Below are 14176 nucleotides of genomic sequence, written 5' to 3' on the forward strand. Positions count from 1 at the left end.
AGCGGCACCCTGGTGTCCCGTGAGCATCCCCCCGTTCCAGATCCGCGCCCGGTACACCGACACCACGGTCACCGTCTACCAGGCCTACGCCCCCGCCATCGGCGTCCCCGCGGCGCGCGACGGCCGATTTCCGCCCTCGTGGAAGCGCGAGCGGATGACCTGGGTCAAACCGTCGTACCTGTGGATGATGTACCGCTGCGGCTGGGGACTCAAGGAGAACCAGGAGACCGTCCTGGCGGTGGAGATCGACCGCGCGGGGTTCGAGTGGGCACTGCGCAACTCGGCACTGTCGCACTACGAACGGGACGTGCACGCCGACCGGAAGGCCTGGAAGCGCGAACTGCGCGAGGCCCCCGCACGGGTGCAGTGGGATCCCGAACGCGACCTGCGCCTGAACCCGCTGGGCCACCGTTCGCTCCAGCTCGGCCTCTCGGGTGAGGCCTCGCGCCGGTACGCCGACGAGTGGATGGTGGCGATCACCGACGTGACCCCCTTGGCCCACGAGGTGCACAGCCTGGTGCGCAAGGGCGACCTGGACGCGGCGTCCGAGCTGTTGCCGCGGGAGCGCCCCTACCCGGTCGCGGAGCGGACGATCGCCCACCTGTACCCGGCCGCTGCTTCGGCCCGCACGGACTGACCCGGCAGGCCCCTCCTCCCACCCCGGGACCTTTCGTGCGGAGCGCTAGCCGGCCGGTTCCGCACGGACGCGGATGCCGTCACGGGTGTACGCCCAGGCGGTTCCGCAGGTGAAGGGGAGTTCCCGGCACCCCTTCGACAGGCACGGCTCCCAGGCTCCGCAACGCCCCCTCCCCGTGTGGGCGGCACCGTCCGGATCCGGCTCGTCGGGACCCAGGGTGGCCAGGAGCGCGTGGGCCTCCTCGGTGCCGAAGGCCGAGACGGCCAGGCCGCGCAGCTCCCGTTCCCGGATCGGGTCCAGCCCGTCACGGAACACCAGTACGTCGGACAGCGTCCGTCGGGCCAGGTCCACGACCTCGCGCTGGGCGGCCGAGAGGTGGGGGTGGGCCCGCTCGTAGCGGCGTAGGTGCTCCAGCCACAGGTCACGGCGGGCCAGGGGCGGGAGTTCGGCGAAGACGAGGCGGCGGCGGACCAGCGGGTGGGACACGAACGCGTCGTAGTCCCTCGGCAACCGGTCCCGGTTGGTCTCCACCCACTCCCGGGCCAGGGCGTGGTCGGAGCGGGCCAGCCCGGGGGTGCGTCCGGCCAGCGCCAGGGTCACGAGCGCGGCGCCGCCCGCGGCCCAGCGCAGCAGGCGCGGCCGCACCGGGACACGGGCGGCGGAGACCCGCGCCCGTTCCCAGGGGGCGCGGCAGCGTTGGCGGCTCAGTTCCCCCAGCGCCTCCAGGACCCGCAGCGCCACCCGCGCGCCCAGGCCGCGCACGAACGGGCGGACCATCGCCGCCCCGCTCCAGCAGCGGACATCGTCGCCGCGGTGGCGGACCAGGGTCGGTACCCAGGGGGCGTTCGGCCCCCACTGGCGGACCCGCCACTCCCGCACGTCCGGGTGGGTGAGCGGCAGCGTCTCCAGCCTGCCGCCGGACACGGCCTCCACCGCGTGGGAGATGTCGGCGCACCTGTCGCACGAGGAGTCGAAGGCCAGTACGTACCGAGTCCGAATGTTCCTCATGTTCTCCTTCCCCAACCGCCACATCCCAGTGTTGGGGCACGGACTCCGGCGTGGGACGGGTTTTCGGAACTTGGTATGCCCAATCAGTGGGAACCGGAGGCAGAAACGGTGCGAACACGGATGAATCCGCGCTCGCACCGCCCGTTCTCGCTCGTTTCGGTACTACTCGAACCCGGGTTCGCCCTTGCACACCAACCACTCCGGGCCGTGGGGCCGACCCGCCTGCCGATCACCTCGGCCCGGCCGGGGGACGGCCACGACAAAGGTGCCGGGACGCGGCCCGCGGGGACGGCGGCGGAGGTCGTGCACAGGTCGAGTGGCGAAAATCGTTGTCCCAGGGCCGTCCGCGATACGGTTACGGGCATGGGGAACACACCGGCGCGGCCGTCCACTTCGGCCGAGGACTACGTGAAGGTCATCTATGACCTCCAGGAACGCGGCACCGGGCCGGTGACGATCTCCGGAATGGCCGAGCGGCTCTCGGTGTCCAACTCCTCGGTGTCGGGGATGCTCCGCAAACTCAACGAACTCGGCTTCGTGGAGCACCAGCGGTACGGCAACGTCAGCCTCACCGAGACCGGGACCAAGGCCGCACTGGCGGTCCTGCGCCGCCACCGGCTGCTGGAGACCTACCTGGTGGCCGAGCTGGGCTACTCCTGGGACGAGGTACACGACGAGGCCGAAATCCTCGAACACGTGGTTTCGGACAAGTTCGTCGACCGTATCGCCGCCCATCTGGGGGAACCGGTGGTGGATCCGCACGGCGACCCCATCCCCACCCGCGAGGGCGCCATCGTCGAACGCGAGTCCGTGCTGCTCTCCGAGGCCGAGGCCGGGACGTCCGGGGTGATCGTCCGGGTCAACGACACCGACCCCGAACTCCTGCGCTACCTGGCCGACATCGACATCGGCATCGGCATGCGCGTGGAGGTCGTGGAACGGCTTCCGTTCGCCGGTTCCATCCAGATCTCGGTACATCCGGAGAAGGGCGGCGAGGAGAGGGGCCAGGCCCTCGGCCTGGTCGCCGCCGAAGCCCTCTGGCTCAGCCCCGAGGACAGGTGAACCAGGACGCCTCCGGGTTCCCGGGGAGGAAGTTCCCCGAAAGCCCGGCTGCCGGCAGGTGCGGCCGCCCTGGTCGAGGAGGACGACCCGACCGCCGGCGGTCGCGAGGGACATCGGTCTCGGCCGGTTCCGGCCCCGCGGGGGCCGAACGCCGGTCAGGGCGATCTGGCAGCGAAGACGCGCCCCCGGAGACGATCGGCGCCCGGACGGCACGGACGGCCCGCCGCCGAGGCGGCGGGCCGCTGACCAGGCCCGTGCCCTACTGCTGCGGGCGCACGCCGGGGTTGCCCGAGTCGATGACGAACCTGGCCCGGTCACGGATGGGCGCCCCCGGTTCGCTCACGTAGTCGACCACCCGGTAGTCGGCGGTCCACTCCGTAGGGGTGACCGTGTTGCGCACGTAACCCCGGTTGCGGTTGATGAACCTGATGTGCGGGTTCTCGGCGAGCTGGACCGCGTCGCCCGGGTTCTGCTCCACCCCGTCCCGGCCGCTGGTGAAGGACGTGCCCACCAGTTCGGTGGCCACGGTCGCCGAGTGCTCGTCGTCGAAGTCGGCCTTGACGTCCACCACGTAGTTGGCGTGGACGTCGCCGGTGAGGACCACCGGGTTGGACACCCCGGCGAGCTCGTCACGGACGCTGTCCCGCTCGACCCGGTAGTTGTCCCAGGCGTCGTTGCTGAAGTTGGTGGCCCCGCCTGCGGCGAAGTCACGCTGGGAGAAGAACACCTGCTGGGCCAGGACGTTCCAGGTGGCGGTGGAGTCGGCCAGCCCCCGGGACAGCCACCGGCGCTGGTCGGCGCCCAGCAGGGTGCGCCCGGGGTCGTCGCGCTCGGAGTCCTCCACCTGCACGTCCCGGTACTGCCGGGTGTCCAGCAGGTGCATGTCGACCAGGTTGCCGAAGGTCAGTCTGCGGTACAGGTGCAGGTCGGGGCCGGCCGGGCGCTGGGCGGCGCGCAGCGGCATGTGCTCGTAGTAGGACTTGAGCGCGTGTTCCCGGCGCAGTAGGAACTCCTCCGGCGGCACGTCCTCCCCGTAGGAGGTGTCGTCAGCCCAGTTGTTCTCCAGTTCGTGGTCGTCGAAGACCACCGCCCAGGGGAAGGCCGCGTGCGCCGCCTGGAGGTTGTGGTCGGTCTTGTACTGGGCGTGCCGGATCCGGTACTCGGCCAGGGATCGGACCTCCCTCTCCGGGAGGTGCCCGCGGCCGATCTCGCCCTGGTCACCGGTCTCGTAGATGTAGTCGCCGAGGAAGGCAACCAGGTCCAGGTCCTCGTCAGCGAGGTGGGCCTGGGCGGTGTAGTGGCCGTTGGTGTAGCTCTGGCAGCTGGCGAACGCGAAGGCGAACCGGTCCAGCCGGGTGCCGGGCACCGGAGCGGTCCGGGTCCGGCCGACCGGGCTGATCTCGTTGCCGACCCGGAAACGGTAGAAGTAGTCGGCCCGGGGGCGCAGGTGCTCCAGTTCCACGTGTACCGAGTGCGCCTGCTCGGGACCGGTCTCGACAGTGCCCGAGGCGGCGAGCGTGGAGAAGTCCTCCCGGTGGGAGACCTGCCACTCGACCTCGACCGTGCGGGCGGGCATCCCGCCCAGACCGTCCTCCGCGAGGGGGTCGGGGGCCAGCCGGGTCCAGAGCACGACACCGTCGTGGCGCGGGTCGCCGGACGCGACGCCCAGGGAGAAGGGTTCGGTGATCCCGGGGCCCCGGGGAGCGGCCGCGAACGCGGAGGGCGCGCCCAGGGCACCGCCCAGGGCACCGCCCAGGGCCGCGGCGCCCAGAGTGACGGCTCCACCGACCAGGGCCTGGCGGCGGGTTGTGGCGGACCCCGCCACGGGGGGACCGGACGGTACGGAAGCTGCGGGGGATGCGGGCGATACGGGTGTACCCGGCATGCACGGTCTCCTGGAGTTCACGTGGGGGCCGCCCCGGCGAGCGCTCAGGACGGGAGAAGCCGTGCTCCATCCCGCCACGGAAAGCAGTACGTCCCAACCACTGCACGGTGAACATTGTCCTCCCCAGAGTGACTGAAAAGTAACTGAGGGTTGTGAGCTGGGCGTTTCTGTAATTTCCAGGCGTTGGTGTCGCCGCCGCCTTCCGCCCCGTGCCCGCGCCCCGCGTCATCCCCGGCCCGGCGCCGACCCCCGGTCACCTCGAGCACGGCTCAGAGCAGGCTGATGACGTGCTTGCCCCGCACGCCCCCGGCCTCCAGCGCGCGGTGGGCCTTGGCGATGTCGGTGAGCTCGTACACCGTGTCCACGACCGGGCGGACCTCACCGCGTTCCACGTACCCGGTCAGGTCGGCGAAGAGCGCGGTCTTGGGATTCCCGCTGAAGAAGATGGTCCGACGCCGCCCCAGCACCTGCGAACCCAGGATGTGCAGTACCGAGGCGAACGACCCGAAACTCACGGCCACCATGCGTCCGCCCGGGGCGAGCAGCCGGCGGTAGGCGGGCAGGTCGGTGGCGACGACGTCGATGACCGAGTCGAACCGTTCCAGCCGGGCCAGTTCCCCGGGGCCGGTGGTCGCGTAGTCGAAGGTCTCGTCGGCGCCGAGGCCGCGGACGAAGTCGAGGTTGCGTGCCCCGGCCAGTGCGGTCACGTGTGTTCCCATGGCCTTGGCCAGTTGGACCACCACGCTGCCGACCCCGCCGCCGGCCCCGCGTACGAGTACCCGGTCCCCCGGCCTGACCTTCGCCTTGTCCCGCAGCGCGGTGATCCCGGTGGTGCCCCCTGCGGGCAACGAGACCGCTTCGAACGGGTCGAGCCCGGCGGGGCTGAGGGACACCTGCTCCGGGCGCACGGCCACGTACTCGGCGGTGGCGCTGCCTCCGGCCCGTCCCACGGTGCCCCACACCCGGTCGCCCACGGCGAGCCCGCTCACCTGGGCGTCCACTTCCGCGACCTCACCAGCGAAGTCGATGCCGATACCCTTGGGAAAGCGCCGACCGGTCAGCGGAGCGAGCCGCCCAGCGCGCATCAGCAGCTCACCGCCGTTCACACTGCTGGCGTGCACCCGCACCAGAACCTGGCCCCGGCCGGGTTCTGGGCGGGGGGCCCTGCCCTCGTACAGCACCTCGGGTGCCCCGTAGCCGTCGAAGCGGGCTGCGCGCATCTCCGCCAAGGTCTTCTCCGTCCGTTCCGGTCCAGGGGAGGAGCTGGTCGTCCCCGCCCTCGTCGTCGAAGCTAACAAGCTAAACGGAGGGGTCGATCCGCTTGGCGTTAAAGTGAGAGGCATGCCGACGGAATCCTCTCGGAAGCCGCGCTCCGACGCCCTGCACAACCACCACCGCATCCTCGGCACCGCCCGTACCTCCTTCGCCGCAGGCGGCCTCGACGTGTCCATGACCGAGATCGCCCGCAGGGCCGGGGTCGGGATCGCCACTCTCTACCGCCATTTCCCCGCCAAGAGCGACCTGGTCATCGAGGTGTTCACCGATCAGATCACCGAGTGCGTGGCGGCCATCGACCGCGCCCTCGCCGACCCCGATCCCTGGCACGGCTTCCGCACCGTGATCGAGCAACTGTGTGAGCTGCAGGCCGTCGACCGGGGGCTCACCAGCGTGCTCCTGGCCTCCGTCCCCGACATCACGGTCTTCGAGCGGGAACGGGTCCGGGCCGAGAACGCCCTCGCAGAACTCGCCCGCCGCGCCAAGGCCGCCGGGCGGTTGCGCCCCGACTTCGTCCGCGACGACCTCACTCTGGTGATGATGGCCAACAGCGGCATCACCGCCGACTCCGAGGAGGACGCCCTGGCCGCCTCCCGAAGGTTGGCCGCCTACCTGGTCCAGGCATTCCAGGCCGGCCCCGAACGCCACACCCTTCCGCCCGCCCCCAGGCTCGGTCCGCATCCGGCCCTGCGGGGGCCGCACTGGCGGTGAACGCCTGGCCATGCGAGCGTCCGGCCCCGGGACGGCGCCCGACGAAGGAGTCCGCAACCCCTCGCGCCGCTCCGCCCCCGGCGCCTATCCTGGACGCATGGACCAGCGACATTAACTCCTAGGCCGCGGCCGAGGCCGGTCCGAGGCGAACGCCCGAGCACCACCGGGTGACCACCACCCCAGGTGCCCCAGTTCGCCCGACCGAAAGTCCTCCATGACCACCCTGCCTTCGCGCGTGCCCGACACGCGCCCGTCCAGGCTGACCCGGCCGCTCTACGCCTACGCCCTCCTCGAGGAGTTCGTCCTCCTCTATCCGCTGTACGCCCTCCTCTTCGCCGAGACCGGGCTGTCCGTCGCCCAGACCAGCTCGCTCTTCGTGCTGTGGTCCCTGACCGGCGCACTCCTGGAGATCCCGGCCGGCGCCTGGGCCGACGTCGTGCCCCGCCGCCACCTGATCGCCGCCGCACCGCTCCTGGCCGGCGCCGGGTTCGCACTGTGGCTGCTCCTCCCGTCCTACTGGGCGTTCGCCCTCGGGTTCGTCCTGTGGGGCGCGGGCGGCGCCCTGTCCTCGGGCGCTCTCGAAGCACTCGTCTACACCGAGCTCGCGCATCGCGGCGCCGCCGACCGGTACGCCCGGGTCATGGGGGTGGCCCGGGCCCTGGGCGTGGCCTCGGTGGGCGCGGCGACCCTGCTCGCCGTGCCGGTGATGGCCCACGGCGGCTACGCGGCGATCGGTGCGGCCAGCGTGGTCGCCTGCGTGCTGTGCGCGCTCGCCGGTACGGCCCTGCCGGAACACCGTCCCCCGTGCTCCGCCGGCACCGCGACCGACCGGAGGGAAGGCGCTGATCCCGCTCCGGGCTACCTGCGGATCCTGCGGGCCGGCCTGGCCGAGGCGCGCGGCAGCCGGGCCGTGCGCCACGCGATCGTGCTGGTCGTGGTCGTCACGGTGTTCTGGGAGATGCTCGAGGAGTACGTCCCTCTGCTGGCCGCCTCCGCCGGGGTGGCCGACCAGGACGTGCCGCTGGTGGTGTTGACGGTGTGGGTCTGCGTCACCGCGGGCGGGCTGCTCGCCGGTCCCGCCTCCCGCCTGTCCCCGCGGACCCTCGGAGCGTTCCTGGCCCTGGCCGCCGTGGCGATCGGCGCGGGGGCCCTGTTGGGGAACCCGGTCGGCTGGCTTCTGCTCGGCGGCGGTTTCGGCACGTGTCAGATGATGAACGTGGTCGTCGACGCCAGGCTCCAGGACAGCATCACCGGGCCCGGCCGGGCCACCGTCACCTCCCTGGCCGGTCTGGGCACGGAGGCGGCGAACGTCCTGTCCTTTCCGCTGTACGCCGGGGTGTTCCTGGCGCTCGGGCACGGGCCGGCCTTCGCGCTGTTCGCCGCCCCCTACCTCCTCACGGCCGTACTGACGGCCCGGGGCGGCGACCGCCGGACCTGCACGATGAGCTGATACGGTGCGCGGGCCGTGGGCGGGAGGGGCCGCCTGCGGCCCGCCCGCTTTCCCGGCGCCCCCTGTTCATTCCCTTGCATCCGTGAATAGCATCGTTTGTTGTGACACACCAGACGACGAACACCGCGAACAGTGACGGCCCGGGCCTTGCGTCCGTGCGCGGGATCAGCGTCAGTTACACCGACCGTGGAGCGGGGTGCCCCGTCCTGTTCATCCACGGCCACCCCTTCGACAAGAGCATGTGGGAACCCCAGGTCCGGGCACTGGCCGGACGCGGGTACCGGGCGATCGTCCCGGACCTGCGCGGCTACGGGCGCAGCACCGTCGTGCCCGGAGTGACCTCGATGGACACCCTGGCCCGGGACCTGGCCGCACTCCTGGACCACCTGGAGCTGGACGTGGTCAACGTGGTGGGCCTGTCCATGGGCGGACAGGTCGCGTTGGAGATGTACCGGCTCTTCCCCGACCGGGTGGACTCACTGACCCTGGCGGCGACCAACCCGATGCCCGAGACGGACCAGGGCAGGCTCTCCCGCAAGAGGATGGCCGCGCGTCTGCGCGAGGAGGGCATGCGCGGCTACGCCGACGAGATGCTGGTCGGCATGATGACCGCCGAGAACGTACGGGACCTGCCCGCTGTCGCCGACCACGTGCGCGCCATGATGTACGCGGCCCCGCCCGAAGGGGCTGCCGCAGCACAGCTTGGCAGGGCCGAACGCCCCGACCACACCCCGCTGCTCAAACGCATCTCCGCGCCCACCCTGCTGCTGGTGGGACAGCACGACGGTTTCACCCCGCCCGGGGGAGCCGAGCTGATGCACGTCCAGGTCCCGGACTCGGTCGTGGAGATCATCGAGGGCGCCGGGCACCTGCCCAACCTGGAGCGCCCGGACCGGTTCAACGAGGTCCTGCGCCGCTTCCTGGAACAGGCCCGCACCCGCTCCCGCGCGCTCTGAGCCGGGGAGCCCCCGGCTTCCCCGGACCGGTCGGGCCGGGGAAGCCGGGGGCGGGGGAGAGCCGGACGGTGTCCGGGTCAGACCGCGGTTCTCTCCACCGGCATCCACACCTCGCCCGTGGCGAGGTCGCCGTCCGTCCCCTCGTACTCCACCCTCACCATCTGCGGTCCCTGAGCGGACCGGTAGGCGGGATTGGCCGGGAACCACTCCGAGTGGGCGTACACCCAGATCCGCTGGATGGACTCGGGAAAGGTCACCCGTTCGAACTGGAAGGCCACCCAGGTGCCCGCGGGCACCTCCAGGACCTCCATCCCCTCAGGGGCCCCGGTGGCGGAACTGGCGGCCGCCACGTAGAAGTCGACGTCACTGCCCTCCCGCTGGTCGGGGTCGTGGGCGACGGTGACAGACAGGCCGCCGTGCGGCTCCTGGTCGGACAGTTCCCCGATCCGCTCGTGGACGTCCCTGCCCAGCCCCCGGACGAAGTCGACCACGGGCTGGTTGACACCCTCGTGGACCAGCGGGACCCGGGCCCTGGGTCCGACGAGGCGGAACGCCTCCTTCTCGACGATCCGGTAACGCATGGTGGTGCTCCCTTCGACGGTGAGGTGGAAGGTCAGGCGTGACTGGGAACTGAGCGCGGCACCCGAGCGCCGGGCCTGGCCCGGGCCGACCCCGTGCACGGCCCGGAACGCCCGCCCGAAGGCCTCCGCCGACCCGTAGCCGTAGCGGACCGCGATGTCGAGCAGGGTGTCCCTGCCCTCGATCACCTCGGCCCCGGCCAGGGTGAGGCGGCGCCGACGCACGTACTCGGAGATCGGCATCCCCGCCAGCACCGAGAACATCCTCCGGAAATGGTGTTCGGAGGTGAGCGCGGCCCGCGCCATCGCGGCCACGTCCACCGGTTCCCCCGGGTTCTCCTCGACCCGTCCGAGTGCCTCGTTCAACCGGTCCAGCACCTGTTCCTCCCTCGTTCACCAGCCAAGTTACGGACGTCTTCCCCGCCCCGACCCGACAGTTCGGGTTCGTCTCCGGTCGGGTCGGCGCCCCTGCCCGACCTGTGCCCCGGACGGGCTTGCGCCGAGGGAGAACCGTCTGTCATCCCGCCCGCCTACGCTCTACGTGTCAATCCCGGACCGCTCCACCCCCCGGAAGGCCCCATGGCCCAGAACACGCCCCCGCCCGCCGCCGAACGCCCCCGCCGCGCACCCCTGGGCGCGGAGTTCCGCAAGCTCCTGGGGGCGGTGGGCCTGGGCAACCTGGGCGACGGAATCGCGGTGGTGGCGCTGCCCTGGTACGCCACCACCCTCACCGACGACCCCTTCCTGGTCGCGTCGGTGGGCGCGGCCACCCGCCTGCCCTGGTTGTTCGCCCTGGTCGCCGGGGTGGTGGGCGACCGGGTCGACCGGCGCCGCCTGATGGTGGCCGCCGGGTGCGCCAAGGCGCTGCTGCTGGTGTCCCTGACCGCGATGGTCGCCCTGGGAGCCGGGTCGATTCCGTTGCTGATCGCGGTGGCACTGGCGGTGGGGGCGTGCGAGGTGTTCTTCGACAACACCGCGCAGTCGGTGGTGCCCACCGTGGTACCGCGCTCGCGGCTGGAGCGGGCCAACGGTTACCTCCAGGGGGTGGAGCGGGTACTCAACAAGTTCCTGGGCGCCCCGCTGGCCGGTGCGCTGCTGGCCGCCTCCGCCGCGTGGGCCTTCGGCGCCCAGGCCGCACTCGTCCTGCTGGCCGTGGTCTGCCTGCTCAGTCTGCGCGGAAACTTCCATCCGGCACCGGCCGGAGGACCCCGGCCCTCCGTCCGGTCCATGTTGCGTGAGGGAATGGTTTGGTTGTGGCGTCACCCGGTACTGCGCCCGCTGGCGCTGGTCACGGGGGCGTCCAACCTGGCCTCGGCGCTGATGGGGTCGGTACTGGTGCTCTTCGCCCAGGACGTGCTGGACGTGGGGCCGCAGGGATACGGTCTGCTGATGACCGTCACCGCCACGGGGGCGGTCCTGGGAGCGCTGGTGGTGCCCTCCTTCTCCGCGCGGATCCACCCCTCCACCGCCCTGACCGTGATCCTGGCGGCCCTGGGCGCGAGCGCGCTCACCGTGGGCCTGCTGCACGAGGTCTCGGTGTTCGTGGTCTGCTACCTCCTCACCGGGTTCGCCTCGACATGGTGGAACATCACCGTGCTCTCGCTGTTCCAGCGGTTGACCCCCGACCGGTTGCGCTCCCGGGCCTTCAGCGCCCACCGGACCCTGTCCTGGGGGATGCTGTCGGTGGGGTTGGCCCTGGGCGGGGCCCTGGCCGCCGCCCTGGAGGGACCGCTGGGACGCGAATGGGCGCTCTCGGCCCCCTTCGTGGGGGCGGGGCTGATCGGTCTGGCGCTGACCGGGGCCCCCGCCCTGGTACTCACCGTCGGGGCGATCGACCGGGCCCTGGCCGAGGCCCCTGATCCGACCTGACCGCCCCCGGGCCCACCCGGGAGATACGGACGGGAAAAATCTGGAAATCATCGGGCAAGGACCGTGTCTCGTTCGACGTGGCGCGCTGCCGGCAACCACCATGGCCCCCAGGATGACTCGCAGGCCGACCCCGAGAAGGAGGTGGGCGGGGCGGGGGTACACACGCCCCGCAGACTATGGACCTTGGTTTTCTGCGACCTCTGTACGAAAGCGACGGCCCAGTGGCCTCGGTGCACCTGGACACCAGCCGCGACACCACGGACGCCGAGAAGAAGATCGAACTGCGCTGGCGGCACCTGCGCGAGCACCTGGCCGACCTCGGAACCGACAAGGCCACACTCGACGTCCTGGAGGAGGCCATCGGGCAGGGCGACTCCCGCGCCTACGGCGACCACGGACAGGCGCTCTACGCCTCCGAGGGGCGCCTGCTGGGGGCTCACACCCTCGCCGAAACACCCAGGCAGGACCGGGCCTCGCTGCTTCCCATCCCCGACGTCCTCCCCCTGGCGGTCGACCGGGGCCGTAGCGTCCCCTACGTCCTGGTGGCCCTGGACCGGATCCACGCCAAGGTGTTCGCCTACACCGCACAGCCCGCTGCCAAACCCACGGTGGAAATGGAGAACGAGGGCTACGACCTGCAGGACATGGAATCGCAGGGACGAGTCCACCCCGGTCAGCGCGGTGATGCCGGAGGCCGCCGTGCCGACACCAACGTCTCCCAGGAACTGTGGAAGGAGAACACCGCCCAGGTCGCCGAGATGGTGCGTCAGGCGGTGCGCAAGGTCGACGCCGCGGCGATCATCGTCGGCGGTGACGACGAGGCCATCGCCTACCTGCGTGACAACCTCGGCCCCCGCCAGCTCACGATCCCGATCAAGGTGGTCGCGGGCGGGCGCGGCGGCGCCGACGCAGAGGAGCGCCTGCACGAGGCCGCTGAGGAGTGCCTGCGCGAGCTGATCCGTCAGGAGCGCGAACGGGCCTTCTCCGACTACCAGCGCAAGCTCGCCCACGACCAGGCCGTCAGGGGCACCGAGTCCGTCCTGCCGATGCTGTCGGAGGCCCGGGTGGAGACGCTGCTGCTGGGCTCCGACCGGATCAACGAGCCCGAGCTGTGGGGTTCGTACCACTCACCGGTCCTGGTGGACACCTCTCCCAGGAATCTCGACGATCCGGACGCGGGCTTCAAGGCCCCGGCCAGCGCGCTGATGCTGCGTGCGGCGGTGATGTCGGACGCCGGTTTCACCGAACTGCCCCAGACCGAGCAGAGCGCCCCTCCGGAGGAGGACGTGCACCCCGTGGAGGCGTGTGCCACGCTTCGGTTCCCGAAGTAGCGGGACCCCGACAGGTCCGGGAAAAGCCGGCGCCCCGCTCCCGTCCGTGGGGGAGCGGGGCGCCTCCGTGTTCCGGGCCCCGTGTGCCGGGATCGCCCGTGGGCCGCGAGGCCTAGGACCGGGCCCAGACACCCAGTTCGTTCCCGCTCGGGTCGGCGAAGTGGAAACGCCGACCGCCGGGGAAGGCGTAGGGGGCCTCCAGGATCCGGCCGCCGGCGCGTTCCACGTCCTTCACCGTCCGGTCCAGGTCCTCGGAGAAGAGCAGGACGAAGGGCCCTCCTCCGCGTACCTCGCCGTTCGGGTTGAACCCGCCCACCTCGGACTCCCCGTCGGGCGACCGGATCCCCGTGTACGCGGGCCCGTACTCGTTGAACCGCCACCCGAACGCCTCGGCGTAGAACCGTTTGGCCTCCTCCATGTCGGTGACCGAGATCTCGACGTAGTCCAGGGCGTGGTGCCGGTGCTGTGCTGATTCGCTCATGCCGGGCATTGTCCCCGACGGCTCCGACAGAACGGGGGCGAACACCCCGGTGCGACCGCACCGGCCCCGCCGAGTACAGCCGCCGCGCCCTGGCGGTCAGGGGCGGATGGCAGCCAGGTCCCGCTCGGCCAGCTCGGGGGCCTCCACCAGAACCCGGTGGACCGTCTCCAGCACCGGCAGCTCCGCCTTCGCCGTGGCCAGGGCGACGTCCTTGGCCGCCAGGCGCACCGGGTACAGGGCCTCGGTGGCGAAGGCCCGACCGGCCACCCCGCCCGCGGGTCCGGCCAGCAGCCCCTCGCGTGCCTGCGCCTCGGGCACCCCCAGTTCGCGGGCGAGTCTGAGGGTGTCGGCGACCACCGCCACCCCGCCGATCACCGCGTTGATCAGCACCAGTTTGAGCGCCGCTCCCGACCCCGGCCCACCGCAGTGCCGGACGGTCCCCAGACGGGTGAGCACCTTCTCCACCGCATCGTTCTCCGTCGGCGCGGCCTTGCCCCCGGCCAGGACGAGCAGCTCACCGGAGGCCGCACGGTCCACGCTGCCCATCACCGGGGCGTCCACCAGCGACACCCCCTCGGGCAGGCGGGCCCGCAGGTCGGCGACGGCGTCCGGGCCCACCGAGGACATCTCCACCCAGACCGTTCCCGGCCGCAGGGCGGGGAGCATCTGTCCGGCGACCGAACTCACGGCGGCCGGGTCGGCCAGCATCGTGATCACCACCGAGGCCCCGGCCACACAGGAGGCGGGGGAGTCGGCGACCGCGGCCCCCTCGGCGCCCAGGCTCCGTGCCTTGCCGGTGGTGCGGTTCCAGACGGTGAGGTCGTGTCCGGCGGTCAGGAGGCGGCGGGCCATGGGCGTACCCATGCGGCCCAGCCCCAGAAAGGCGATCGTGTCCATGCCCTCGACGCTAGGGCCGCGCGCACCCATGCCACA

At 71.8% G+C, this 14176-nt stretch carries 13 protein-coding genes; 7 read left to right on the forward strand and 6 right to left on the reverse strand.

What is annotated here, in order from left to right; genetic code table 11:
* Positions 1–19 precede the first annotated feature (19 nt).
* Entirely contained in the window at positions 20–637 is a 618-nt protein-coding gene (locus tag AC0VYD_RS13880; RefSeq protein WP_475475949.1) for a DUF4291 domain-containing protein, read from the forward strand.
* 45 nt (positions 638–682) lie between these two features.
* Here AC0VYD_RS13880 and AC0VYD_RS13885 read toward each other — a convergent pair whose 3' ends face one another.
* Positions 683–1645 (reverse strand): bacteriocin fulvocin C-related protein, encoded by a 963-nt coding sequence (locus AC0VYD_RS13885; protein WP_475475950.1) that lies wholly within the window; start codon positions 1643–1645, stop codon positions 683–685.
* 363 nt (positions 1646–2008) lie between these two features.
* Between AC0VYD_RS13885 and AC0VYD_RS13890 the strand changes: the two genes are divergently transcribed.
* Entirely contained in the window at positions 2009–2707 is a 699-nt protein-coding gene (locus AC0VYD_RS13890) for a metal-dependent transcriptional regulator (RefSeq protein ID WP_475475951.1), read from the forward strand.
* Positions 2708–2966: 259 nt separating this feature from the next.
* Here the strand turns inward: AC0VYD_RS13890 and AC0VYD_RS13895 are convergent, their stop codons facing one another.
* Entirely contained in the window at positions 2967–4592 is a 1626-nt protein-coding gene (locus tag AC0VYD_RS13895; RefSeq protein ID WP_475475952.1) for an alkaline phosphatase D family protein, read from the reverse strand.
* 269 nt (positions 4593–4861) lie between these two features.
* Positions 4862–5812: an NAD(P)-dependent alcohol dehydrogenase gene (locus AC0VYD_RS13900; RefSeq protein WP_475480264.1), complete on the reverse strand. Its 951-nt coding sequence runs from the start codon at positions 5810–5812 to the stop codon at positions 4862–4864.
* Positions 5813–5933: 121 nt separating this feature from the next.
* On the opposite strand from AC0VYD_RS13900, the gene AC0VYD_RS13905 reads away from it, so the two are divergent.
* From AC0VYD_RS13905 to AC0VYD_RS13915, 3 genes are all read left to right on the forward strand, one after another.
* On the forward strand, positions 5934–6578 hold the full coding sequence (locus AC0VYD_RS13905) for a TetR/AcrR family transcriptional regulator (protein WP_475475953.1): 645 nt from the start codon (positions 5934–5936) through the stop codon (positions 6576–6578).
* A 214-nt stretch (positions 6579–6792) separates the two neighbouring features.
* On the forward strand, positions 6793–8028 hold the full coding sequence (locus tag AC0VYD_RS13910; protein WP_475475954.1) for an MFS transporter: 1236 nt from the start codon (positions 6793–6795) through the stop codon (positions 8026–8028).
* Positions 8029–8129: 101 nt separating this feature from the next.
* A complete protein-coding gene (locus tag AC0VYD_RS13915; protein WP_229826145.1) occupies positions 8130–8984 on the forward strand; it encodes an alpha/beta fold hydrolase in 855 nt (284 codons plus the stop codon).
* A 77-nt stretch (positions 8985–9061) separates the two neighbouring features.
* Here AC0VYD_RS13915 and AC0VYD_RS13920 read toward each other — a convergent pair whose 3' ends face one another.
* Positions 9062–9940, reverse strand: a complete 879-nt coding sequence (locus AC0VYD_RS13920; RefSeq protein WP_475475955.1) for an AraC family transcriptional regulator — start codon at positions 9938–9940, stop codon at positions 9062–9064.
* A gap of 201 nt (positions 9941–10141) precedes the next feature.
* Between AC0VYD_RS13920 and AC0VYD_RS13925 the strand changes: the two genes are divergently transcribed.
* Together AC0VYD_RS13925 and AC0VYD_RS13930 are read left to right on the forward strand one after the other, a co-directional pair.
* On the forward strand, positions 10142–11431 hold the full coding sequence (locus AC0VYD_RS13925) for an MFS transporter (protein WP_475475956.1): 1290 nt from the start codon (positions 10142–10144) through the stop codon (positions 11429–11431).
* 176 nt (positions 11432–11607) lie between these two features.
* The gene (locus tag AC0VYD_RS13930; protein ID WP_475475957.1) at positions 11608–12762 is read left to right on the forward strand and encodes a baeRF2 domain-containing protein; all 1155 of its coding nucleotides are present in this window, start codon (positions 11608–11610) and stop codon (positions 12760–12762) included.
* A 112-nt stretch (positions 12763–12874) separates the two neighbouring features.
* Here AC0VYD_RS13930 and AC0VYD_RS13935 read toward each other — a convergent pair whose 3' ends face one another.
* Together AC0VYD_RS13935 and AC0VYD_RS13940 are read right to left on the reverse strand one after the other, a co-directional pair.
* Complete coding sequence (locus AC0VYD_RS13935) at positions 12875–13243, reverse strand: VOC family protein (protein WP_475475958.1); 369 nt, start codon at positions 13241–13243, stop codon at positions 12875–12877.
* A gap of 96 nt (positions 13244–13339) precedes the next feature.
* Positions 13340–14140, reverse strand: coding sequence for an NAD(P)-dependent oxidoreductase (locus AC0VYD_RS13940; protein ID WP_475475959.1), 801 nt, complete (start codon positions 14138–14140; stop codon positions 13340–13342).
* Between the last annotated feature and the right edge of the window lie 36 nt (positions 14141–14176).

It is taken from the genome of Nocardiopsis sp. iso_40 (assembly GCF_056173285.1).

Bases quoted from the DNA above. Each gene is read 5' to 3' on its own strand.
- AC0VYD_RS13885 (WP_475475950.1), bottom strand. From the start codon at position 1,645: ATGAGGAACATTCGGACTCGGTACGTACTGGCCTTCGACTCCTCGTGC.
- AC0VYD_RS13890 (WP_475475951.1), top strand. From the start codon at position 2,009: ATGGGGAACACACCGGCGCGGCCGTCCACTTCGGCCGAGGACTACGTG.
- AC0VYD_RS13895 (WP_475475952.1), bottom strand. From the start codon at position 4,592: ATGCCGGGTACACCCGTATCGCCCGCATCCCCCGCAGCTTCCGTACCG.
- AC0VYD_RS13900 (WP_475480264.1), bottom strand. From the start codon at position 5,812: ATGCGCGCAGCCCGCTTCGACGGCTACGGGGCACCCGAGGTGCTGTAC.
- AC0VYD_RS13905 (WP_475475953.1), top strand. From the start codon at position 5,934: ATGCCGACGGAATCCTCTCGGAAGCCGCGCTCCGACGCCCTGCACAAC.
- AC0VYD_RS13910 (WP_475475954.1), top strand. From the start codon at position 6,793: ATGACCACCCTGCCTTCGCGCGTGCCCGACACGCGCCCGTCCAGGCTG.
- AC0VYD_RS13925 (WP_475475956.1), top strand. From the start codon at position 10,142: ATGGCCCAGAACACGCCCCCGCCCGCCGCCGAACGCCCCCGCCGCGCA.
- AC0VYD_RS13930 (WP_475475957.1), top strand. From the start codon at position 11,608: ATGGACCTTGGTTTTCTGCGACCTCTGTACGAAAGCGACGGCCCAGTG.
- AC0VYD_RS13935 (WP_475475958.1), bottom strand. From the start codon at position 13,243: ATGAGCGAATCAGCACAGCACCGGCACCACGCCCTGGACTACGTCGAG.
- AC0VYD_RS13940 (WP_475475959.1), bottom strand. From the start codon at position 14,140: ATGGACACGATCGCCTTTCTGGGGCTGGGCCGCATGGGTACGCCCATG.